At 55.1% G+C, this 23,406-nt stretch carries 22 protein-coding genes; 10 read left to right on the forward strand and 12 right to left on the reverse strand.

From position 1 onward, the window contains the following. Positions 1-96: 96 nt before the first annotated feature. The 3 genes from mraZ to D9V82_RS05115 form a co-directional block, all read right to left on the reverse strand. Positions 97-531 carry a division/cell wall cluster transcriptional repressor MraZ gene (gene mraZ, locus D9V82_RS05105; protein ID WP_034654127.1) on the reverse strand — a complete coding sequence of 145 codons (435 nt, stop codon included), beginning with the start codon at positions 529-531 and terminating at the stop codon, positions 97-99. A 441-nt stretch (positions 532-972) separates the two neighbouring features. Further along, entirely contained in the window at positions 973-1,374 is a 402-nt protein-coding gene (locus tag D9V82_RS05110; protein ID WP_121911353.1) for a DUF3040 domain-containing protein, read from the reverse strand. Positions 1,375-1,482: 108 nt separating this feature from the next. Continuing rightward, positions 1,483-1,926: an SAV_6107 family HEPN domain-containing protein gene (locus tag D9V82_RS05115; protein ID WP_121911354.1), complete on the reverse strand. Its 444-nt coding sequence runs from the start codon at positions 1,924-1,926 to the stop codon at positions 1,483-1,485. Positions 1,927-2,157: 231 nt separating this feature from the next. Between D9V82_RS05115 and D9V82_RS05120 the strand changes: the two genes are divergently transcribed. From D9V82_RS05120 to D9V82_RS05130, 3 genes are read left to right on the forward strand one after another with little or no spacing between them, the layout of a single operon-like run. Beyond that, a complete protein-coding gene (locus tag D9V82_RS05120; protein ID WP_121911355.1) occupies positions 2,158-2,712 on the forward strand; it encodes a GNAT family N-acetyltransferase in 555 nt (184 codons plus the stop codon). Positions 2,713-2,765: 53 nt separating this feature from the next. Further along, positions 2,766-3,845, forward strand: a complete 1,080-nt coding sequence (locus D9V82_RS05125; protein ID WP_121911356.1) for a polyprenyl synthetase family protein — start codon at positions 2,766-2,768, stop codon at positions 3,843-3,845. Positions 3,846-3,853: 8 nt separating this feature from the next. Next, positions 3,854-5,368: an alpha-(1->6)-mannopyranosyltransferase A gene (locus D9V82_RS05130; RefSeq protein WP_121911357.1), complete on the forward strand. Its 1,515-nt coding sequence runs from the start codon at positions 3,854-3,856 to the stop codon at positions 5,366-5,368. Here the strand turns inward: D9V82_RS05130 and D9V82_RS05135 are convergent. Further along, positions 5,337-5,741, reverse strand: a complete 405-nt coding sequence (locus D9V82_RS05135) for an Rv2175c family DNA-binding protein (RefSeq protein ID WP_121911358.1) — start codon at positions 5,739-5,741, stop codon at positions 5,337-5,339. The genes D9V82_RS05130 and D9V82_RS05135 overlap by 32 nt on opposite strands. A gap of 10 nt (positions 5,742-5,751) precedes the next feature. Here D9V82_RS05135 and D9V82_RS05140 point away from each other — a divergent pair, with 10 nt between their 5' ends. Then, positions 5,752-7,080: a serine/threonine-protein kinase gene (locus D9V82_RS05140; RefSeq protein ID WP_121911359.1), complete on the forward strand. Its 1,329-nt coding sequence runs from the start codon at positions 5,752-5,754 to the stop codon at positions 7,078-7,080. Positions 7,081-7,086: 6 nt separating this feature from the next. Here the strand turns inward: D9V82_RS05140 and D9V82_RS05145 are convergent, their stop codons facing one another. Together D9V82_RS05145 and D9V82_RS05150 are read right to left on the reverse strand one after the other, a co-directional pair. Beyond that, positions 7,087-8,475, reverse strand: a complete 1,389-nt coding sequence (locus D9V82_RS05145; RefSeq protein WP_121911360.1) for a class II 3-deoxy-7-phosphoheptulonate synthase — start codon at positions 8,473-8,475, stop codon at positions 7,087-7,089. A gap of 44 nt (positions 8,476-8,519) precedes the next feature. Further along, positions 8,520-9,029, reverse strand: a complete 510-nt coding sequence (locus D9V82_RS05150) for a polyadenylate-specific 3'-exoribonuclease AS (protein WP_121911447.1) — start codon at positions 9,027-9,029, stop codon at positions 8,520-8,522. Between the two features lie 75 nt (positions 9,030-9,104). Between D9V82_RS05150 and D9V82_RS05155 the strand changes: the two genes are divergently transcribed. Continuing rightward, the gene (locus D9V82_RS05155) at positions 9,105-10,292 is read left to right on the forward strand and encodes a glycosyltransferase 87 family protein (RefSeq protein WP_121911361.1); all 1,188 of its coding nucleotides are present in this window, start codon (positions 9,105-9,107) and stop codon (positions 10,290-10,292) included. Here D9V82_RS05155 and D9V82_RS05160 read toward each other — a convergent pair. The 6 genes from D9V82_RS05160 to D9V82_RS05185 all read right to left on the reverse strand — a co-directional run bounded on the left by D9V82_RS05160 (position 10,198) and on the right by D9V82_RS05185 (position 15,987). Beyond that, the gene (locus D9V82_RS05160; RefSeq protein ID WP_220702656.1) at positions 10,198-11,292 is read right to left on the reverse strand and encodes a hypothetical protein; all 1,095 of its coding nucleotides are present in this window, start codon (positions 11,290-11,292) and stop codon (positions 10,198-10,200) included. The genes D9V82_RS05155 and D9V82_RS05160 overlap by 95 nt on opposite strands. 62 nt (positions 11,293-11,354) lie before the next feature. Further along, positions 11,355-12,095 carry a lysophospholipid acyltransferase family protein gene (locus tag D9V82_RS05165; protein ID WP_121911363.1) on the reverse strand — a complete coding sequence of 247 codons (741 nt, stop codon included), beginning with the start codon at positions 12,093-12,095 and terminating at the stop codon, positions 11,355-11,357. A 23-nt stretch (positions 12,096-12,118) separates the two neighbouring features. Continuing rightward, positions 12,119-13,051 (reverse strand): ROK family protein, encoded by a 933-nt coding sequence (locus D9V82_RS05170; protein WP_121911364.1) that lies wholly within the window; start codon positions 13,049-13,051, stop codon positions 12,119-12,121. Between the two features lie 38 nt (positions 13,052-13,089). Further along, complete coding sequence (locus tag D9V82_RS05175) at positions 13,090-14,193, reverse strand: glycosyltransferase family 4 protein (RefSeq protein WP_121911365.1); 1,104 nt, start codon at positions 14,191-14,193, stop codon at positions 13,090-13,092. Further along, entirely contained in the window at positions 14,194-15,237 is a 1,044-nt protein-coding gene (locus D9V82_RS05180; RefSeq protein ID WP_121911366.1) for a C40 family peptidase, read from the reverse strand. Between the two features lie 120 nt (positions 15,238-15,357). Continuing rightward, complete coding sequence (locus D9V82_RS05185) at positions 15,358-15,987, reverse strand: C40 family peptidase (RefSeq protein WP_121911367.1); 630 nt, start codon at positions 15,985-15,987, stop codon at positions 15,358-15,360. A 945-nt stretch (positions 15,988-16,932) separates the two neighbouring features. Between D9V82_RS05185 and D9V82_RS05190 the strand changes: the two genes are divergently transcribed. From D9V82_RS05190 to D9V82_RS05210, 5 genes are read left to right on the forward strand one after another with little or no spacing between them, the layout of a single operon-like run. Next, complete coding sequence (locus D9V82_RS05190) at positions 16,933-17,574, forward strand: MptD family putative ECF transporter S component (protein WP_121911368.1); 642 nt, start codon at positions 16,933-16,935, stop codon at positions 17,572-17,574. After that, on the forward strand, positions 17,571-18,296 hold the full coding sequence (locus D9V82_RS05195) for an energy-coupling factor transporter transmembrane component T (RefSeq protein WP_121911369.1): 726 nt from the start codon (positions 17,571-17,573) through the stop codon (positions 18,294-18,296). Before D9V82_RS05190 ends, D9V82_RS05195 begins: the two co-directional genes overlap by 4 nt. Beyond that, a complete protein-coding gene (locus D9V82_RS05200; protein ID WP_121911370.1) occupies positions 18,293-19,762 on the forward strand; it encodes an ABC transporter ATP-binding protein in 1,470 nt (489 codons plus the stop codon). Before D9V82_RS05195 ends, D9V82_RS05200 begins: the two co-directional genes overlap by 4 nt. A 7-nt stretch (positions 19,763-19,769) precedes the next feature. Beyond that, complete coding sequence (locus D9V82_RS05205) at positions 19,770-21,518, forward strand: ABC transporter ATP-binding protein (protein WP_121911371.1); 1,749 nt, start codon at positions 19,770-19,772, stop codon at positions 21,516-21,518. Further along, the gene (locus D9V82_RS05210) at positions 21,511-23,283 is read left to right on the forward strand and encodes an ABC transporter ATP-binding protein (RefSeq protein WP_121911372.1); all 1,773 of its coding nucleotides are present in this window, start codon (positions 21,511-21,513) and stop codon (positions 23,281-23,283) included. The genes D9V82_RS05205 and D9V82_RS05210 overlap by 8 nt, the downstream gene beginning before the upstream one ends. Positions 23,284-23,406 lie beyond the last annotated feature (123 nt).

Raw genomic sequence — 23,406 nt, forward strand, 5'->3', positions numbered from 1 at the left:
TAGGGCCCTGTCCGAGGTAGGTTTCTGATATCGGGGAAGTACACCAGAATCATCCACCTCGGACAGAGTCCTTACACGCACTCGATATGCAGGCTTCTAAAGCAAGCCCGCAAGTACGTCATCGGCATCTGCCGCCGAATAAGCATCTTCAGTTTGCGATTGGTACTCAGCCCACGCTGCCGCATCCCAAATTTCGAGAAAATCCACCGAGCCAACCACCACACACTCTTTGGACAAGCCCGCGTACTCACGGTGACCGGCGGACAAGGTGATGCGACCATGCCCGTCAGGCCGCTGTTCGTCCGCACTTGCCGCCAAGTTACGAATAAAAGCGCGTGCTTCCGGATTAGTTCGAGAAACCGCCGCGGCCTTCCGTGCGCGTTCGGCGAACTCTTCCCGCGGGTACACGGCCAAAGAATGATCCTGTCCCTTAGTAACCATCAAGCCACCGGCGAGTTCATCACGAAATTTTGCAGGAAGCGTTAAGCGCCCTTTGTCATCAAGTTTCGGAGTGTAGGTTCCGAGAAACATCCCGGCTTCCACCTTCCTCATTCGATAACACCGGATTCCCTCACGTCGGAAGAGAGTTTTTCAACCCCAATCCTCCGCTGCGCCCCACTCTACCCCACTTTCCCCCACATTCCCCACTTAAATCGCCACATCTACGGTAAACCAAAAGGAACATGCAGGTAAAAAGGCATTTTTTCGGTGGGAAGAAATCCTACATCCCATCTTGACAGCCCCGAAAACTCACCCCTTTAGCCATAACTGTCACAACAAAATTACTTCGCCCCATACGTCACTTACAGCACATTGCCTGCATATTGGACCTGTTATCACCCTCCGCTACCCACAAGCCCGCACCGATCTGCATGTTGTGGTCAATTAGTGGGGCAAAGTGGGGAATTTTGGTGAGGGCGAAAAAATCCCCAGCCACTCTTTCAAGTGACTGGGGAAATGGAGAGCTCGCGGTTAATTCTCCTCAAAACGCCGACGGAAGTTTTCCTCAAGCTTGCTACCTACTCCATTCTTACGAGACGGCGCGGCTTTCCTCACCTTTCCATTAGTGGATTTTTCCCTTACTCCACTAGTAGGCCGGTCGCCGTGGAGCATCCACACACCAGAGGCAAACATGACCAAGAATCCGGCGATAGACAGCGCAATAAACCACAAGCTTTGCTGCGCCAAGGCCACGCCGCCGACGAGCATGCACAGACCAACCACAATGAGCGCAACCCCACGCAGGGTAAATGCACCACCGGAAGCACCGATCGAAGTAGATTTAGACACAGAAGCGCCAAACTTAGGATCGTCCGCTAATAACGATTCCTCTATTTCACGGAGCGTGCGTTGCTCCTGTTCAGAAAGAGACACTGTTCCTCCAACTAGGGACTGGGCTTCGGCCGATATTTCTTCTACCAATACTAACGTCCAGAGTAACCAGTATGTTCCCTAAAAGATAGTCACTCCTCTCAAAAGTGATTATGCAGCGAAAGATCCTAAAATTGTCTCGGTTTCACTCTCATCCAAGAATTGCGCCGCCTGCTGCATTAATCCATATACATATTCTTCATCCGGAGTTGCATCCAGGCCAGATGCCACCCGGGCGCGTGTACGGGAATAGGACTTAAAAACCTCCGCCCACTGCTTTTCTCCGGCTCCTACTAGAGCCAAGCGATCCCACGCGCTCGTTGGCAGACGTCGGCGGCGAGAGACCACCGACACGGCCACCCGCGCGCCAGCCGTGCGCAATGCAGACTGATAGGCAACCTCCAGCGCCTGATCAAAGCGGCCATCCGCCGCATAGCTTCTTGCCCGATCCAATAGCTCACGAGCTTGAAAAAGAAAGTGAGCCCGCTTCGCCCCCTGCTTGCCAGCTAGGTGACCGGTAGAGCGGGACTGCGTTGCCGAAATAATCTGTGCCATTATTTCCTCCTGTACTGCGCCAATAACTAATCATGCTCGATTGCCGTTCACCTTAACCAGCAAGCCGGACATCTACCCATAATGGTAGTTCAAACGTTCGAATTAATCAATATTTTTACCTGCTCCAATCCTGAATCCATCGTGCTATGTTCGAATTTTTAAGGCTCTATCGAATAACCCCGTCCCACCCTCGTCCACCGATAGCCGCACGTATCTGGTGTGATGGATAACGTGAGTTTCGAAATCCGGCGCTTAACCCCGCAAGAGTTCGCGATGTTGTCTACCCAACTCGTGGAGATCTACATCGAGGCCATGGGATATGACCCGATCACGTTTTCGCGCAGCGTTGACAATTGGCGGACGGATTCGATGCGCCCTGGGTTTACAGCGCTTATCGCTACGCATGATAACGGCATCGTAGGCCTCGCCTATGGGTTTTTGGGTTCACCAGATAGTTGGTGGGACTCCGAATTGCGCCGAGCTCTGCGCAGCGCAGGCGGCCCAACGGAGTCCGACTGGCGCATGTTGCGCAGTTACTTTGAGGTGGCCGAAATACACGTGCTGCCATCCTTTCAAGGACACGGCTTGGGCAAGAAATTATTAAAAGGGCTGTTGTGGAATGTCCCTGCCCGCTACGCCCTATTGTCCACGCCGGAGGCCCCACAGGAGGCAAACGGGGCTTTTCGCCTCTACCGTTCTGTAGGTTTCTTTGATGTCGTGCGCCACCATCGCTATCCCACAGATCTCCGGCCCTTCGCAATTCTGGGAGTGTGCCTGCCGCTATAATTCTTGCGTTATTTTCTTCTCGGCCCAAGGCGGTATCGTATGAAGGTGTGACTATGACGAATATTCCTGAGCTTGCGGATATCCCCGGCGCAGTGCGCGAAGAGTTAACCAACTTCTTAGACCAGCGCCGGGACCACGTGGCCGAGATCGGCACCCCAGTTAGTACCGCAATGAGCTTATTGGAATCATTCATTCTCGACGGCGGGAAAAGGATCCGCCCCATCTATGCGTGGGCGGGCTATCTCGCCGCAGGCCGCGGGACGGAATCCCCAGAGGCCATGCTGCGCGCAGCGTCATCTCTCGAGTTCATTCAAGCCTGCGCGCTCATCCACGATGACATCATTGACGCGTCGAATACCCGGCGCGGGAAACCCACGGTGCATCGGAAAGCAGAGCAACTCCACCGGGAACTCGATTACTTAGGGGATCCGGAATTCTTCGGAACGTCTGTTGCCATCTTGGTGGGCGATTTTGCACTGGTCTATGCCGAGGATATGTTTCAAGATTCTGGGCTCAGCCCGGAGGCTTTGCAGCGTGCGCGCGACCCGTGGCGCGGAATGCGCACCGAAGTTTTAGGCGGCCAGTTGCTCGATATTTCCCTAGAGGCAACCGGTTCAGAATCGGTGTCGCTGAGCAATTCCGTTAACCGCTATAAAACCGCAGCCTACACCATTGAACGCCCGCTGCATTTGGGCGCAGCCATCGCCGGGGCGAGTGAGGAACTAATCACGGCTTTTCGCGGCTATGGGCACGATATTGGCATCGCTTATCAGCTGCGCGATGACCAACTAGGCGTCTTTGGTGATCCTGCGGTTACAGGTAAACCCGCCGGTGACGATCTGCGAGAAGGCAAGCGCACGGAGCTTCTCGCCTTAGCGCTACAGCGCGCCGATGAACACGACCCCAGCGCCGCCGCTACCCTGCGGAAATTCATCGGCCGCACCTCCGATCCCCAAGACTTGTTGCGCCTGTCCCAAATCATTGCGGATTCCGGTGCGCCCGCTGAAATTGAGCGCCGCATCACGGCGCTAACAACATCCGGATTGGCCCATCTCCGTGCGGCGAATGTGGATTCACAGATAACGAAAACGTTAGAGCACCTAGCAATTCAGGCCACGACGCGCCAAAAGTAGGTATCACCGTGGCTAAAACGTATACCCTGCCGGCCCCACGCGCTCTCCCTCTGGGCCTCCTGGCCTCGTGCGTGCTCCTTTTCTCCTCCTTTTCTGGCGGAGCGACCCGCAATCGCGGCGGCTTGCTCGAAGCGCTCAATATCGGCTTTTTATCATATGGACATGGGCGCAACCTTGGGCTGGTGTTGTACTGGGTGGGCATTTTTCTCCTCGCCGCCGCCTGGGTCCTTGCTGGAGCTATGATTATTCGCCGGCATCTTATCCACCCGCGCCCAGAGGGAGGCGTACGCGAGTTACAACGTATCCTTATTGCATGGGTCGCCCCGCTTCTTTTCGCCGCTCCATTGGCTTCCAGGGATGTGTATTCCTACCTCATGCAGGGCGCCATGGTCCGCGATGGTTTCGACCCTTATACTGAGGGCGCCGCCGTCAATCCCGGGCCTTTCTTGCTCGAGGTCTCACAGGACTGGCGCAACACCACCACCCCATACGGGCCATTACACTTGTGGATTGGCAAGATCGTGACCACCGTTGTAGGTGATAGCGTCACCGCCGGGATCATCTTCTATAAGTTGCTATCACTGTTAGGCTTTATTCTTATTGCGTGGACAGTGCCGCACATTGCGAGAAAGCTCGGCGCGGATCCGGCGGTCGCCCTGTGGATTGGCGTTGCCAACCCAGTCATTATCTTGCATCTCATCGGCGGCATGCACAATGAATCACTCATGGTCGGTCTGGTGTCCTTGGGGCTTTTGGCTGCACTGCACCAGCGCTTCTGCGCCGCGCTGCTTTTGGTCGGCATGGCGGTGGCGATGAAGGCTACCGCGATCTTCGCGGCCCCCTTCATCGCCTGGCTGATGCTACACCGCTTTGCTCCCAAAGGTTCTACCGCGGTGCGCACGGCGGTAGTCTTTTTCTGCTCAGGGCTAATCGCCGCTGTGGAAGTCATCGCCTCGGTAGCGCTTATTACCTGGGCCTCTGGCACCTCGTGGGGCTGGCTTTCCCAGGTAAGTGGCAACTCTAAGGTGATCAACCCCTTAGCAGGGCCAACATTGGCCGCTGACATCATCGTCCCAGCGATACATATTTTCGCCCCGGACGCCTCCTATAACGCTATTCTTGGCGTACTGCGCACGGTCTCGATGGTATGCATGCTTATCGGACTAGTCATCGTCTGGTGGCTTAGCCGGCATACGGCCCGCGATGCGATTATGGGCACCGCAGCGGCCTACCAGGTTGCCTTCGTCTTCAACTCAGTAACCCTGCCGTGGTACTACACCTCCATCTTCACGCTCATGGGCACCTTCCGCCCGCCACTGTGGCTGCTGAAATTTACCTCTGGAGTCACACTATTTATTAGCTTGAGCTTTTCCGGCGACGGCAACCACCAACTCTATAATTGGTTCTGGGTCATCGGCGTCATCGTTTTATCGTGGTCAGCAACACAGTGGCTATTTACTGGCGTTGGCTGCAAAGGCCCCAAACGCACGACTAAAAAGCAGATGCTTGTGCCCGCCGAATAACCTCGCGCGCAAGGTGGCCGTGGAGAGCGTCGATGGGACGGCCAGGCAGAGAATCATCTGCAGTAAAAAGGTGGCGCAGGATTTCTTCATCGTCGAAGCCACCATCAGTGAGCACGGTAATAACGCTAGTGATGTGTTTAGCGATGTTCCCCTTATTATTGAAAAATGCGATCGGCACGCGCTTGCCTTCGGGTGAGTCCCAAGCAATGATTTTACGGTCCTCCAGCAGGTCATAGGCGCGCGTGATGGGAAGCCCTAGCTTTTCTGCCAACTGTTGCATGCTAAGGAGCTCTTCGCCGGCCAATAAAGAATTCAGGGAAATTTCTGCGGTAGTCACACCACCTACTTTAACGCGGCCTAGGGGATCGGCCATACTGGGAGGTATGACTAGGTTGGAAATTGGTGACGTTTTGGAAAATCGTTACCGCATCGATCGCCCCATCGCCCGCGGCGGTATGTCTACGGTTTATCGTTGCGTAGATATGCGCTTGGGCCGCCAAGTGGCCGCAAAGGTCATGGATGAGCGTTATGACGATGACCCGGTTTTTATCAAGCGCTTTTCCCGTGAGGCCCGCGCTATGGCACGGTTGCAGCACCCCAACCTCGTGGCCATTCATGATTTTTCCGCTGATGGCGAACCCCTCTACCTCATTATGGAGCTGATCGATGGCGGAACGTTACGCGAGCTACTTGCCGAAGGCGGCCCGCTTACCGTGCCCGCCGCCTTATCCACGTTGCGCAGCGTGCTCCAAGGCTTGACCGAGGTGCACTCGACGGGGCTTATCCACCGCGACATTAAGCCGGATAACGTGCTCATCACCTCGCATCACAGGGTGAAATTGGGCGATTTCGGATTGGTCCGTGCCACAAATGCACAGCCAACCTCGAATATGATTGTCGGCACCGTCTCATACTTGGCACCGGAACAGGTCACCGGCGAGGATATGACCCCCGCCACCGACGTATATTCGGCTGGCATTGTGCTCTTTGAGCTCTTAACCGGAACCGTACCTTTCTCCGGCGATACCCCGATCGCGCATGCGACCGCGCGCCTGAACGCGGATGTTCCTGCCCCATCCACGCTAGGCAAAGGCATGCCCAAGCTTGTCGATGCCCTCGTGGCCACCGCCACTGCCCGCGATCCCCGCGAGCGCTTTGCCGATGCCGGAGAATTTTTAGATGCCGTCGAGGATATCTGCCGGGAATTGGAATTGCCCACGGTGACCATCCCGGTTCCCCGCAACGCCGCTGCCGCACGCACCGCACAAACGCCTACGGACTATTCAGGTATCAGCGCCACGGATGTGTTTGAGCCGACGCAGACTGTCCCACACGGCACCACCGATCATGTGGACTGCGGGCCCACAGAGGTAATCCCCTCTGAAATCGAATCGCAGCAACCGGACTTCGAAACGCGCCTCGATGTGCCCGAAGTGCCCTTCAACGTTTCTTCGCAGCCGCCACTGCCGCCCGTCCCAGGACCGACGCACACACCGACCCCAGCGCAATCACCTGCACCGGGAGCCACAGCGCCGCAGCCTGTAGCGCAGGCGGCAGAAGAAGAACCTGCCGAGCGACCCCTGACCAATCGCCATCCGGCCTCCCTACTGGTGTTTTTGCTCGCCGTTGCGGTGGCCGCCGGTGCGGTTGCTATCGGCGGGTGGTGGTTTGGTTCCTCCTATTACACAGGAACCCCCAGTCTCTGGGTCTAGCTGAGACTAGTTCCGCAGCATCTCCGCTATGAGGAAGGCGAGCTCGAGGGACTGCTGTGTATTCAGACGCGGATCCACGGCGGATTCATAGCGGCCCGGCAAGTCCAGGTCAGTAATGTCCTCCGCGCCGCCCAAACATTCCGTGACATCTTCACCAGTGAACTCGAGGTGCACACCACCCGGGTGGGTGCCCAAATCACGGTGCACCTCGAAAAAGCCCTGTACCTCATCGACAATCTTGTCGAAGTGGCGAGTCTTGTAACCGTTGGAAGAGGTGAAGGTATTGCCGTGCATGGGGTCAGATTGCCACACTACGGTGTGGCCGGAGTCTTCCACGGCTTTGATGATGGGTGGCAAGACGCTGCGGACCTTGTCGTGCCCCATGCGGGAAATGATAGTCAAACGGCCGGGCTCGCGGTTCGGATCCAATTTTTCGGCATATTCCACGGCCTGCTCGGGTGAGGCGCCAGGCCCGAGCTTGATGCCCACCGGGTTACCGATCATGGCGGCGAAATTCACGTGGAAGTCTTCCAGCCCACGGGTGCGCTCCCCAATCCACAACTGATGGGCAGACAAGTCATAGAGCTTAGTATCGCCATTATCGTCCTCACCTAGGCGCAGCATGGAACGTTCATAATCCTTGAGCAGCGCCTCGTGCGAGCAGTAAATATCTGCCGAATGCAGGGTTGAATCCTGCACGCCGCAGGCGTTCATGAACTTCAGGCCATTTTCGATCTCGCGGGCCAAGTCCTGGTAGCGAGCACCGGCGCGCGAATTACGAACAAACTCGCGGTTCCATTCGTGCAGGCGGTAGAGGTCGGCGGTGCCGGAGGAGGTCAAAGAGCGCACCAAGTTCATAGCCGCAGAGGAATTAGCGTAGGCCCGGATCATGCGGGCCGGGTCGTGGCGGCGTTCCTCATCAGTAGGTTCCACGCCGTTGACGATATCCCCGCGGTAATTCAACAAGCCATTTGCGTCAGTATCCGAAGAACGCGGCTTGGCATACTGCCCAGCAATGCGTCCCAGCTTCACTACTGGAACGGAAGCACCGTAAGTCAATACGACTGCCATTTGCAGCAACGTCTTGACGTTGCCACGAATATGCGGTTCGGTATTCGATTCAAAGGTTTCGGCGCAATCGCCGCCTTGCAGCAGGAAAGCGTTACCCAGCGCAACATCGGCAAGCTGCCGCTTCAGCTTCTCAATCTCGGGGGCGACGACGATGGGTGGCACCGATTCGAGAATCTTGCGCACGTAATCGGCTTGCGTGGGATCCCAACTGGGCTGCTGCTTCGCGTCGCGCTTGATGACGTCCTGGAAGACCTCTTCAATGCCATCTGGCAGCGGTGGGAGATCAGGGAGCACACTTCGCGGAATATCTACTGTCCAACTCACTCTTCCATTTAACCACTTGCTGCCTGTCGATTGGTAGTTAACTATTAAAAATTGATTCTATTACCCTTGGACAAGGGCAAAACCTCGGTGCAAGCGCGGAATTTGGCGAGGTTATGGCGGGCATCAACAAGCGCATCGTGGTTGCCCTGGGGCACGGCTGGCAAGTCGGGCCGGCCGGCGAATTCCCACAGCTGCTTAAGCTCGCGGGTATAGCGTGGCAGGCGCTTGGGCAAGCTCGCCATATCGCCCCACAACTGCGCTAACACCACGTGGTCATACGCGCCCACCCACGCCCACAATTCAATGGGCGTAGAGCTACGCGTGAGAAATTCCAGGATTTCCGTACGTATGGTAAGCGCCGGCTTCCACGCGGAATCGTGGGGGCTGGGTAGCTTGGCCAGGACTTTTTCCTTGACCCAAGAATTGGCCTTGGACGGATCAAAATCCGTAGAAACGGCATAATATTCACTTCCGTTCTCACCGACGATGCCGATGGAGACCAATTCAATGGTCTTGCCATCTTCGATAAATTCGGTGTCATAGAAGTAACGCACGTCTCCCAAGCCTAGCGTCGCGCCGATAACCGCGGAAAATTGGCCCCACGATCGCACGACTGTAAAATTTTGCGGGTGAACAGAATCGATAATAAAGCCCTGTGGACTACCGCCCTCCCCCTAATCCTGTCAGCGCTTGCGGCCCTGTGGTGGATTATCGATATTCCTGCCCTATTCTCCGGCGAGTTTCACGCTTTTTACCACATCGACCTGGATGTTTACCGCGAAGGCGGGGCTGGATTTGGCAGCGATCTTTATAATCGCGACTATTTCGTAGGGACCGACCGCACCGTCTCCCTGCCATTTACCTACCCGCCATTTGCGGCCCTGGTCTTCGCCCCGCTGCAGTGGATCCCCCTTACCGCTGCCGCCATGGTGGTCACGGTCCTCTCCGTGCTCGCATTGTGGGTCTGCATTGCGTTGGTGCTGCGGTCCCTCAACCGTCAGGAATGGGCGGCCTGGGGGCTTTGTGCCGCCATGCTGACCGAGCCGATTACTCAGACCTTTAGCTTTGGCCAAATCAATATCCTGCTGACCGCACTCGTAGTTATTGATTTGCTGTGGGTAAAGAAGGCTCGTGGCATCCTGACTGGCATCGCCATTGCCATCAAGCTCACCCCCGCCGTCTTTTTGGCCGTCTTCTTCGTGCGCCGCGAATGGAGGGCATTTTTTACCACCCTGGCTTCCTTTGTGGCAGCGGGTTTTCTCGCCTTTGCCGCCAATCCGCATAGCTCGATGGAGTATTGGACATCCACCCTGCGCGATTCCGAGCGCATCGGTGGTCTGGCTTATAGCGCCAACCAGTCCTTACGCGGGCTGTTTAGCCGCCTAAACCCGGACACCGCAGAGACTTTGTGGCTCATTGGTGTCATCGTCATCATCGCGGTTGTGTGGTTCGCCATGGAGCGCCTCTCTCACGGCCATCAGGTCCTGCTCATGCTGCTAGCAGCGTCCGTTTCGCTACTGTGCTCTCCCGTCTCGTGGTCGCACCACTTCACCTGGCTGGTATTAGCGGGAATCTACCTCGCCGCCAGCCGCCGCTGGCTGCTCGCGGCACTGACATGGCTCGCGCTTTTCGCCCGCGGCCACTGGCAAGTTCCGCATACCGAAGATCAAGAACTGGCTTGGACATGGTGGCAGCACATCGTTGGCAATGACTACGTCATCATTACTGTGTTGTTGGTTGCTTGTTCACTACCATTGGCTCTACGGCAGGGCGGTGCCGATCGATCCGCGGCGGAACCAGTGTCCAACCAAGGATAGGAACCTTTCCTAGCGCCCACAGCGCCAGCGAAGATATCGCCGTGAAAATAAAGCACATAGCAATCCAGAACCACGTGTTTTCCAGCGGCCACAACCCCGTCATTGACACGACATAGTCGTGATGAGCCATGAAGTACCCATAGCCCACGGTCAGACCAATGGGATGCGACAAATAGATCGGTAACGTGTGCCGCCCGACGAACTTCACGCCTTCCGCAATCCACGGAATGTGGCTAATGACCACTGCCCCAACGATGCCCGCAGGCACCTCCAGCGCCTGTTCCACGGCGCGCATCAAGAGGTTGACATCTCCCACACCTAGATAATCCGCGCCCGCTAGGGGCCAATTGAAAGCAACGCCAACTTCGTTAACATCCCGCAAGTGGCGAAGGGCCACACCTGCGCAATAAGTGCAGACGGCCGCAGCATGTGCCCCAATACTGCGCATGCTCCACGAGCCATAAAATACCTCTTCTACCGCGGCAGCAAAACGCGTGATTGGCTCCCGCAGATAGGCTGCACCTACGAAAATGGGGAGGAACATAATGGCTTTACTAATAAATTGAAATTGTTCCTGCCACCCAATAAAGAGCACGGGGATAAAGCTCAGCCCAATACCCGCCCACGCTGGCAATGTGCGCACGCACCACAAAAATAAGTTGAACAAAATCAACGCATGAATAAACCACGCCATGGTATGCCCGAGCAACAGGTTGCGCACCAGCGTGGTCATACCCATGGGCGAGTCACCGAATACCCATTGGTATTCTAGTTGCGCCGTCATATGCTCCACCGACATCCACACTAAGTATGGGATAAGAAAAAACCAGAGTCGGCGGATAAATAATTCCGGGAAACTATAACAAAAGACTTTATAAGAGAAGTAGCCGGAGACCAGAAAGAACAGTGGAAGGCGCAGGGGATCGAGAAAGGTATTGAGAGTTGCTAGCCACGTTTGGTCGGCTCCTGGCACCTTCAGCGTGATGTGTAGGAGCACCACGCCGATAATGGAAATTCCTTTCGCGATATCCGGCCACGCTAAGCGGGCCTGAGGAATTGCAATTACCTCCCTTTAATCTCCGCACCGGCGGGGTACCCATGGCCGGCCTTTAATGATTCCTTAACGTCAGCCGCATAGACGTCCACATAGGGATTGCCAGATAGCTCAGCTAATCTTCCCATGACCATATCCGTGAACGCGCGGATAGTCTCATGCTTTTGGGGATCCATGCCGTGCTCGCGCGCCCAATCATGCGGGTAGATCGGGTCACCAACTCGCATTCCCACCTTGGCGGGGCGAACAATCCACGAACCGATCGGATTGGCCTTGCGGGAATTGATCATGGCGATAGGATAGACAGGCTGATTAGTCTCCATGGCGATGCGCCCCATCCCGGTTCGGCCCTTGTACACCCGTCCATCTGGGGACCGCGTTCCTTCTGGATAGATGCCGAAGAGATCGCCGCGACCCAAAATCTTCCGCGCTGTTTCAAGCATGGCTTGGCTGGCTGATTCATGATCACGCTCGATGGGAACTTGCCCGACGGAGGTGAAAAACCACTTCTGCATACCACCTACGATTCCGGGGGTGGTAAAGTACTCGGCCTTAGCTAAGAAGGTGATTTGGCGTGGGCATAACAGAGGGAAGAAGAAAGAGTCCATTACCGCCTGGTGGTTGGACGCCAAAATCGCCGGGCCTTCAGCGGGGATTTTTTCCATTCCTTCTGACCAAGGGCGGTTCCATACACGCAGGGCGGGCCCTAAAAAGATGTGCTTAAAAGCCCAGTACCACTTGTTTTTCATCTCCAGTTCGTCCTTCGCTCGTCCTAGTGGCCCCGGCGGGCCAAATCAGCTACGCCAATCATACCTGCTGCCGAGCCCAACTCTGCGGTTACAACGCGAGCAAGGGGGCGGTGCCCAGCGCCGACGATATTCCCACTCATGGCTGCGGTGGCTTCGTCCAAATACATGTCCGCATCTTGGGATACTCCTCCGCCAATCACAATGAGCTCAGGATCGAGCACGTCAGCCACGATAGATAGGCCTTGGCCCAACCACTGCCCAAAGTTCTCCATCACCGCCATCCCGAGGGGGTCTCCCTCACGTGCTGCGCGTGCAACCTGCTCACCGGTGGGATACGGCGGCAAGGAGGTGTCATAGTCTGGGCGCAATTCTCGCGCCGTATCCGGCAAGGCTGTGCCAGAGGCATAGCGCTCTAGGCATCCTCGTTTGCCACACGAGCACTGCCTGCCATTCGGCACCACGACGATATGGCCAAATTCCGGGGCCGTGCCGAATGCCCCACGATAGATGCTGTCACGAGTCATCAAGGTAGCGCCGATGCCGGTGCCCACCGCAAAAAATACCCAATCTTTTGCTCCGCGCCCTGCACCAAAGCGCCACTCGCCCCAAGCGGCGGAGTTGGCATCGTGCTCCAGCCGGACATGCAGGCGCAAGCGTTCCGCAAGATTTCTACGTACGGGCGCATTCCGCCACGGCAGGTGCGGGGCGAAGCGGACGGTCTCACACTCCGGATCTAAAAAACCCGCAACAGCAAGGCCCACTGCACCGACAGGGTAATCTGCACGCAGCTCTTCGACGATTGCGACCAGGTCTTCATCGAGCTCGCGCGGGTCCTCCGACGTTGGCAGGGAGCAACTCGCGAGGATCTCACCATCGCGAGTTATTACTCCACCGCGCACATTGGTGCCACCGACATCGAAGCCGATAGTAAGATCGGCGGAGTTGTTTTCAAGCATGAATATCAGAATATACCGACATCCGGGCCGCGGTCACATCAAGCCATCAGCTGTCTCAGCCGCTGCCCCATTGTCTGCCAGCTCCATTGCTTTTCAACGTGCCTACGCCCCGCCTGCCCCATTCGTGTACGCATTTCTGGCGAGCGCAAGAGCTTCTTCAAAGCACACACGAGCTCATCGACGGAATCACCCTTCACGACTATACCCGTCTCCTCCGTAATCGTCTCCGGCGCTCCTCCAGAATCACCTGCAACGACTGGGACTCCACAAGCTTGTGCTTCCAGATAAACAATCCCCAGGCCTTCCACGTCCAAGCCTCCGCCGCGGGTGCGGGCCGGCATGGCGAAGATATCGGCAGCATGGAGTGCAATTTCAATACTGGGGGCCGGTTGAATCACCGCATCGGGACAGTAAAGCTCGGCCAATTCTTGCAATACGCCGTGATAGCGCCCGCGACCGATCAACATCAGTTGCGCATCAGGGAATTCCTCCCTGACCTCTGGCATTGCCCGCAGTAATTGGTCTTGTCCCTTGCGCGGAACTAACCGGGAAATACACACAATGGTAGGCCCGCTTACCCCGAATTCCGCTTTCGCTGCCGCGCGTTGCGCATGGGTTGCGGGAGAAAGCGAATCTAGACTCACCCCAGAAGGCAGGTGAACCCACGCTGGGTGCGGTCCGAACGGACCGCGCAGGCGCCGCAGGGTGTAGTCCGAGATATAAGTGATAGCATCGGCGCTATCGCCGATGCGCCGCAGACACTGTCGCGCTCCCGGGACCATGGACCAGCCCACCTCGTGGCCATGGGTCGTTGCCACTATGCGGCGGGCCCCCGCCCGCCGCGCGGCCTTTCCCATCAATGCTAGCGGTGCCGCTGCACCGAACCACACAACATCAATCGCTTCCTGCCGGATAATCTCTTGCATACGGCGTTTAGTTGCCGGGGTAGGAAGCATAACACGGTGGGGCCACCGAATGACTTTATATGCAACAGAGGCGTCATAATCCTCCGGCGGCTCTTGAGTTGAAGCGAATACAACAACAGAGTCGGAGTTGAGTTCTTCTAGGTAGTCGCGAAGGTAGGACTGGATTCCTCCGACCTTGGGAGGAAAGTCATTCGTTACCAGCAGTATGCGGGCCACTTAGAACCGTGCAGTCCCCGAAATAGGCATCGAATTAAGTGGAACGACCTGAACCGGCACGCCGTAAGTCGAAGCGTGCACTACCTGACCGTTACCAATGTACATTCCGACGTGAGTAACTCCTGGGTAATAGCCCACAATATCACCAGGCTGCAACTGATCTACTGGCACAGGGGTACCACCTGCGATTTGTGCTTGCGAGGTACGCGGAATAGTTTTTCCGATCTGCTGATAAGCCCAGTACATCAGCCCAGAGCAATCGAACTGGTCCGGGCCGGCAGAACCCCATCCATAGGGCGAACCCAGCTTAGATAAGGCCGCAGCGCTAGCACCGTCGGCAATCTGACCCAAGTTGATGTCTGGCTTAACCGTGCCCCCGAATTGTCCCTCCCAGGCTTCGCGCTGCTCATCGCTCAACGCATCCACCTGGGCTTCGATGCCAGCCTGCTGTTCCTCCAAGGCCTGCTTTTGCTTTACCAGCTCATCGCGCTGCTTTTCGAGCTTCTTCTTTTCTTCCCTCACCTTTTTCGCGGCATCGGCAGCTTCTTGCTGGATTATTTCAGCCGTGGAGGCGGCGTCAGCCTTGGCATCGAGGGTGCGCTGTGCCTTGCGCGAGAGCGCACCCAAGTATCCCATGCGCTCAACGGCGTCTTCAGCGTCTTCTGCCGCCAGTGCGCCCGACAGAGCAGAACGGGAGTCACCCCGGTAACGAGACTGCGCCAAGTCGTCCACGCGGCCTTGCTGCGTGGTGACATCGACCTGCGCATCATGAACACGCTCTAGGGCCCGAGCGGCATCCTCCTCCGCCTGGGCGACTTCTTCTTCCTTGGCTACGAGCTTATCTTCCAGCTCTTTGACTGCTTCATTCTTAGCCGACACCTCGCGCGCGACTTCACCGACGCGATCCACCAGCTCATGAATATTTTCGGAGACAGATTCTTGGTTCGGTTCCGCTTCTTGCGCGATAACCTGCGGGAGACCAGAAAGAGAAGTAACAGCGAGGACTGCAGTTAGTGCAGCGGCTGGAAGCACACGTTTAGACACGAGAAGACCTTCAACTCAAATTTTTCAAAAATCGAAATCATTATAGCGGGTTTTAGCCACCGTTGCACAACAAAACCCTCTCCTTTTCTGTAAGGAAAGGGCGTGTCATTTCACTGCCTATTAGAAACGGACAGCGTTGTAAATCGGCATGTAGTTCAGGTCGCGCTCTTGCACAGGGATGCCGGAGTTGAGCGCGTCGATGATTGTTCCATTGCCAGTATAGATGCCGACGTGGGAAGCGCCACTGTAGTAGGAAATGATGTCACCAGGCTGGAGCTGATCTAGGGGAACCGGGGTGCCACCAGCAGCCTGAGCCTGAGAGGTACGCGGAATCTGAACGCCAGCCTGGGCGTATGCCCAGCTGGTCAGGCCAGAGCAGTCAAATGCGCTTGGTCCAGCCGCGCCATAAACATATGGCGAGCCAATGACGGAACGTGCAGCTTCCAGAGCTCTTTGACCAACGGTAGATGGCGCCGGAGGAGCCAGCTGCTCTACAGCTGGCACGAAGTTGCCCCCACCCTGGTTGGCAACCTGCCGCAAGGACGGAACGTACTTGTCAATATTGGGGACCAGGTCAATGTTCGGGATATTTTCAAGGCCGACGACCTCGAAACGGTAGTCAGTATTGGGAACAACGACCTCAGCAGCCTGAGCGACACCTGAGGCGGCTACAGTTGCGGTTGCAGCGATGGCTGCAGTAGATGCGATACGACGGGTATTTACGGTGCCCAGACGACGGTGCTTTGCCACGAGAAAAACTCCAAATCTTCCTACGCGTCTACCCCCCCCTTACAGAAAGGCTCTGACCCTGGGGCCTAGTGTTCATTGGAGAGCCATTCCTTTAGGCCTTCCTCCACTCGGCCCCCCACTAGGAGGAGCCAGATGCGACGCTATAAATTTTCATTTCGTATTGAGCACCTTTCGGGCGGTAACTCAATGTCTCAATTAGGTTACGAAATCATCACAATCGATGTCCATTCCTCAACTCAAATCCGGCTTCGTTACACGTTCGTTATCTTGCCTTGACCAAGCCGAAACAATCTCGCCATGACTGACATTCAATAGAGCCGTTCCCGGCAGATAAGGCTCATACACTGCAGGAATGGCCGAAAGTTACTCAATCCAAAACTGGCGATCCGACGTTTAAATACTTAAAGAAAAAACCCAGAATTTCAGTATGTGAGCTTAATCACATCCGGGCTTGTGTAATCACTTCTATGCCATCAGGCTACTTCTTTAACAGGGTCTAGCCAATCGAAAACTACTTAACCTCGCCCATCAACTAACCCTCTTCGCCTAAAAAAATGAGGCACACAAGTAAGCTCCAGCGCCGACCTGACACCCTGTGAGAGAGATGAAAACACGTACCCGTCCATAATCATTGGCCCCATTCACGCGCACGCCATGAACTCGCCGGCCACATGCGTGCCTAATTGGCCATCGATACCTTAACCCCCACGCTGAGGCGTCCCAGATCCCCCCCCCCCCCTTTTTTTTCCTTCCCGGCCGGGCCGGATGCCAGTTTTTTATCATACAGGGGTCGGATCCAATTTCGTGTTCGTCCTAAAAATGCTTATCGGCACTCGCCCCCATTAAGGGTTAAACCTCGAACCAAAATTAGAAAAACTTCATAGACTGAAGTATAAGATTTAGGTAAGCCTTACTTCTTGCCAGTTTCCTGAATCGAGGTTGACTATGCCCCAAAAGTCCTCTACGCCGCAGCCGACACAGAATGGAAGCTCACCCCATGGCCCGACGGCACGGTTAAACACAAGGGATCTCATCAACGCCGGTATATTTGCTGCACTCTACTTTGTGATCACATTTGTGACCGGGATGATTGGATTCGCAGGGCCACAATTCATGTTTATTGGATGGTTCATCGCAGTAATCGCAAACGCTATCGTGCTAGCGCTTTATGCCGCCCGCACGCCCAAAATGGGCGCTTTCACTATTGTCGGCGGCATCAACGGGCTCGTATTTATGCTCACCGGTCACTACTACTGGACCTTTCTAGGAGGCATAATTCTTGGGTTTATTGCGGATTTGATTATTACAAAAAGCCGTCTCGGGATAACCAAGTCCTTCCCTATTGCCTACGGCGTCTTCTGCACATGGGTCGCTTTGCCTTTTGTCCCGCTAATCCTCGACACGGAATCGTATTACGCCGATATCGCGAACCAGATGGGCAAAGAATATGCCGATGCTATGTCGAATATCTTCCAGCCATGGACCGTCGGCGTACTCGCCATTGGTGCGCTTATCGTCGGCTTTATTGGAGGAAAGGTCGGAATTCGGGTCAGCCGCAGGCACTTTGAAGGTGCTGGTCTTCTGTGACCTTACAACAACAGGTTGGGCTCCGTCGATCCGCTATCGATCCGCGGACCATACTGCTTTCTGTTCTGGTAATCAATGCGGTAGTGCTCAGCCACGGCCACCTACCGACACTGCTGATTTCTATCGTCTTCAGCGCCATAGCACTAGCTACTGTAAAGCCACACTATGGTCTTATTTCTCTGTCCGCTTTCACATTATCCTACCTAGGATATTGGGGCCTTTTACAGCTTCCTGGTTCCACATTTTTCGCATTTACTGCGGCTACTTTTTCTTGGCTTAGCCGTTTTGTTATCAGCATGTCCATCGGTGCATTCGGCTTACTCACTCTCACACCATCTACCTTAGCCTCAGCGATGCGGAACCTCTGCTTACCAGGTTGGGCCACCATTCCACCGGCGGTATTCCTGCGGGTTTTGCCGATCATTATGGCAGAAGCCAAGGCCATCCGTGATGCCATGGTCCTTCGGGGTCTCCAGCCTGGAGTGAAAAGTTGGCTCACGAAGCCCACGCAGTCGTCTGCGATGCTGATCATCCCCTTGTTAGGTGCCGTCGTCCGCGCCGGAGATGAGCTCGCTGCCTCGGCTCTTATCCGCGGGTTGGGAGGTCCCATACGTCCGACTACCACCGCAAATCTTTCGTTCAGGTATGTTGACGCAATTGCGATAGTCGGCTTGGGCCTCGTTGCTGTATCTGTCTGGCTGCCCCCGGAGGTCCCCGCATGAACGAGCATAGAGTCGCAACCAGTGTAAACGCCCACGAAGTTTCTTTTACATATCCACTGGGCGCTCGGCCAGGCATTCCAGGCGTATCTAATGTGTCCTTTTGTGTCTCTCCAGGGCAGTGTCTGCTGATTACCGGTGATTCCGGGTCAGGAAAGTCCACGATACTCAAGCTGATCAATGGACTCATTCCCCATTTCAATCCGGGAGAGTTACTAGGCACCATCACTATTAGGAAAAATGACCAGACTTTCACCCCTGCACAAGAACCACTGTCACGCGCCATCGAGTTCAGCGCCTCAGTATTCCAGAATCCACGGACGCAATTTTTCACTGAAAGCGTCAATGCAGAATTGGCCTTCGGGCTAGAAAACCTTGGTATCGATCCCGCAGAAATTGAATCTAGGATTCAATCAGCAGTCGATCTACTAGGCATCAGGGATCTTCGGGGTCGGCGATTAAAAGAATTATCCGGTGGACAATTACAAACGGTGGCATGCGCATGTGCGCTTGTGTTCCCGGGCAGTCTCGTGCTTCTTGATGAACCGACTTCCAACCTCTCAATGGATAGCATCGAGATGCTTGCATGCATGCTTCGTCGCCTAAAGGAATTGGGAACGACTATCATCATCGCTGATCACCGTCTCTTTTTCCTAAAAGGTATCGCTGACCAAGTTATCTACCTGAATCAGGGAAAAATATCACGCAGTTTCCACGCTCATGAGTTTTATGCCTTAGACGAAACCGCACGCAAGCAATTAGGGCTGCGTAGCCTGCACCACGTTCCCCTACCTGCGAGTGTGCCGACATCACCTACGCAAGAAAACACCGATCCCCAGCAGAGCGGGCTTGAGCTAAGCCGCGTCCGTTTCTCTTACGGCACGCATGAAGTGATCAACATTGACCACGCATATTTCCCAAAGGGAGAAGTCACCGCCCTAATCGGGCCCAACGGCGTTGGCAAAACAACCCTCGCCAGGATCATTTGCGGTCTTGCCTCTCCTAAACGCGGTGGTATTCTCCGCTTGAACGGCAAACGCATTAGAGCAGCAACGCGCAGGCGCAGCGCGTACATGGTGATGCAGGATGTTGGCCGCCAGTTGTTCGCCGCCACCACCGAAGAAGAGGTCACGCTCGGCCTAGCAAAGAGTGAGCGGGAGCACTGCAATGTCAACGAGATTCTCCATCGCCTTGATCTGGAGGATGTGGCCCTGCGGCATCCGCAGTCGCTATCCGGCGGGCAACGGCAACGCTTAGCCATTGCTTCCGCCCAAGCCGAGCAAGCAGAGGTCTACATCTTCGATGAACCTACCTCTGGGGTGGGTTGGCACCAGCTGCAATCCATCTCTACGCTGCTTCAATCTCTGGCAGCAAGCGGCGCGGTGGTCATCGTTATCACCCATGACCACGAATTCATTCAAGAATCTGTTACCAGAATCATCGATATGACGGAAATCAATAAGAATTGAGAAATAAATGTCTGAGATAAAACGAAGTTCCACAGAATCAAGCGGAATACACACACCAAAATCACACGGTGGGTCACCGGAAGAAGAGGCTCGTAGCAAACGAAAAGCCGGTCAGGTCGCTCTAAAAAAGCTACTGGCCCCGGTGCAACCAACTATCTACTTCGCGCAATTTCTCACGCTTATATCCTCAGTACTCGCCGTAGCACCCTACGTTGCGTTAGTGGCGCTGGGGAATGCTCTAATCGATAGCAAAACCGATGCTGTTGCCTCCATCGTGAAATGGCTCCTTGCGGCATTTTTGGGGCAGCTATTCTTTTACTCCTTGGCTCTTACTATCACCCACTTCGCAGATGCAAAACTAGTGGGGATTAACCGACGGCAAATTATTTCCGCTATCGCGAAAGCACCGCTGTCGTGGTTTAGCCAAACTAATTCCGGCAAAGTCCGCAAAGCCGTCGAGGACGATACGTTGACTCTGCACACCCTGACAGCCCATGCTCCTGTAGATCAAGTTGCCGCAATCTTTACCCCTCTTGCACTTCTGGTGTATGCCTTCATTTTGGATTGGCGGCTTGGCCTACTTTCTATTGCGACGGTGCCCATTTTCTTAGCAATCCAGGCGTATTCCATGAAAGATATGGGTACAAAAACTGCGGAAATGGACAATTATCTAGGCGAGGTATCCGCCACTGCAGTAGAGTTCTCGGAGGGCATTACCGTCGTCAAGGCTTTTGGCACGGTTGGCAAAGCCCACGCTCGGTACCGCAAAGCTGCTAAACAATTCGCTGACTTCTACTATGAGTGGGTCCGTCCGCTTCTACGCGTTAGCGCAATTTCGGAGTCCGTCGTGGCGGTTCCCGTACTTATCCTTATCAATGTAGGAGTCGGTTCTCTGTTGATAGCTGGTGACTATGTCACGGTTGCGGAGGTCATTGCCACAACGTTGATTGCCTTGGTGATTCCGGGCACGATTCAGACCGTCGGCCAAATGATGTGGTCTTACCAGCTCGCTGGCAATGCCGCGTTACGCCTCGATGAGGTTATGACTATCTCCCATGTGCAAGAAGGCTCAATGAGTCTCGATACCAGTGGTAAGGACATGGAAGTGGAGTTTCACAATGTTAGCTTTAGCTACGCCCCAGGCACACCGGTCCTCCGAAACTTCTCTGCTCAGCTAAGCGCAGGCACGGTCACAGCATTAATTGGTCCCTCCGGTTCTGGCAAATCCACAGCAGCGACGATGCTGGCGCGTTTTCAGGATCCAGATTCGGGCACAATCACTATTAACAACGTAGATATCCGCGATCTCACCTTCGACAGTTTGTACCGCAGTGTGGCTTTCGTCTTACAGGATCCCCACTTACTCCGCATGAGTATTCGGGATAATATTCGCCTTGCACGCTCGGAAGCTAGCGATGAAGAAATCTGGCAAGCAGCAGAAGCTGCGCACATAGCTGCTGATATTCGCGCTTTACCGGCTGGACTCGACGCCGTCGTTGGTGAGGACACCGCGTTATCCGGTGGGCAACAGCAACGCATTTCTATTGCTCGGGCCATTATTACCGATGCCCCGATCTTGATCCTAGATGAGGCTACAGCGGCAACTGACCCTGACTGCGAAGCAGAGATTCAAGCGGCTTTGGCCACACTCGTTAAAGGCAAAACCGTCTTGGTTATAGCCCACAAGCCGGAGTCAATCCAAGGCGCAGACCAAATAATCCGCCTCGAGCCTATGAAGGATAATTCTCATGTCTAATGCCTCTATGCCTGCCAGTTCGCGGCTGCGCGATCCGCTACTTACTCGCAGTGTAAAAAAGCTGCTGAGTCCGGCCGGCCATAAGCTCTATAAACGGTATACCTTTCTATCTCTTTTCGTCGGCGTGCTTGACGGCCTCGCCGTTCTCACACTTGTGCCGCTTACACAAGCGCTCGTTGGTGATACAACGATCGCGCCATGGATGTGGTTGCTCGTAGCAATTGCGCTCGGAGCTTTTATACTCCGCTTTTTCGCCACCATGGCCTCGTACCACACGTCTTTGGATTTTGCGCGATCCGCGCACACGACCGTGGGCGATAAATTAGCGACGCTTCCCCTCGGATGGTTCGTACCGTCTAATACCGGCGGTTTATCTCGCCTCGTCTCAGATCGCTTCATGGTAGCGGCCGAGACTATTGCGAATGTTCTAGGTATTGTATATCGCGATAGCGCCGCACTTGTCACTCTGTTAGTAGGAGCATGTTTCTGGAATCTGCAGCTAGGCCTAGTCTTTCTTATCATCGCACCGGTGGCGCTCGCGGTGATGCAGTTGGCTGCATGGATCCGAGAGAAGGCATCGAACCGCGCACTCGAGCCGAGTAAAGAGCTCTCCCAGCGCATCGTGGAATTTGCTAACCACCAACCGGCGCTGCGCGCGGCAGGAAAGTCACAAGGTTTTGCACCTCTAGAGCAAGCACTGGAAATCGACCATAAAGCACGATTACGGGAGCTATGGGTATCAACATTAGCTTTGCTGTTCAACGGCATAGTGGTGCAGATCTTCATCGTGACCCTCATTACGGTCACCGCAGATCTTGCCATTGAAGGCACACTCTCGCCGCTAGAAACAATTGCGATCATCGGAATCAGCTTGAGGTTTACCCGCACCCTAGAGCAACTGGGGAATTCTTTCGTCGGTTTAGACGCCGGCCGTATCGCACTTGCCGAAACCGAGCTCATCACGGATACGCCTTCCCTCCCGGAACCCACCAATCCGCAGCCAGGAGATGGTTCAGGCAGTGTCGAACTGAACAATGTCACGTTTGGGTACGGCGATAAGCCGGTTTTGGTAGATGTAAATTTCCATGCTCGGCCGGGCACAGTTACCGCCATTGTCGGTCCTTCCGGCTCCGGAAAGACTACAATTGCGCGCCTTATTTCGCGATTTTGGGATGTAGATTCCGGAGCGGTGATGGTTGACGGCGTAGATATCCGCGAGCTTGGAACCGAACGGCTAATGTCCAGACTGTCCATGGTCTTTCAGGACGTCTACCTCTTTGATGGTTCTCTGATCGCAAATATCCGCGTTGGTCGTCCCGATGCCTCCGATGAGGAAATTTTCCGCGCAGCTAATCTTTCAGGTGTGACATCTATTGCGAACCGCCTAGGGTGGCACACGCCGGTTGGTGAAGGAGGACGGCTTCTATCCGGTGGCGAACGCCAGCGCGTATCTGTAGCTCGTGCACTGCTCAAACAAGCGCCTATTGTGCTCTTTGATGAGGCTACTTCCGCACTCGATGCTGAGAATGAGGCAAATATCCTTGCCGCAATGGACGAGTTGAGGGCGCAATCAACTTTCATCGTCATCGCCCATAAGCTAGATACAATTAAATCTGCTGATCAAATCGTAGTCCTGGATAAACACGGGCGCGTCAGCCAGCTTGGCACACACGCTGAACTTTCCGTTGTTCCCGGTATCTACCGTCACTTCTGGCAACAACGCAAGGCAGCGCATGGATGGACGATCGATTCTGGGCGCGATTAATGAGCACCGAGGTAGGAATGCTTTGGGCCACTTCCTACTTCGGTTAAACTAACTCCGATTATTTCTTAAGCTGGCCAAGGTTCTCTGCCGCAGCACCTACCAGTAGCCTCCGCCGAGGCAAAC

The sequence above is a fragment of the Corynebacterium macginleyi genome (genome assembly GCF_003688935.1).
In the GTDB taxonomy this organism is placed as follows: domain Bacteria; phylum Actinomycetota; class Actinomycetes; order Mycobacteriales; family Mycobacteriaceae; genus Corynebacterium; species Corynebacterium macginleyi.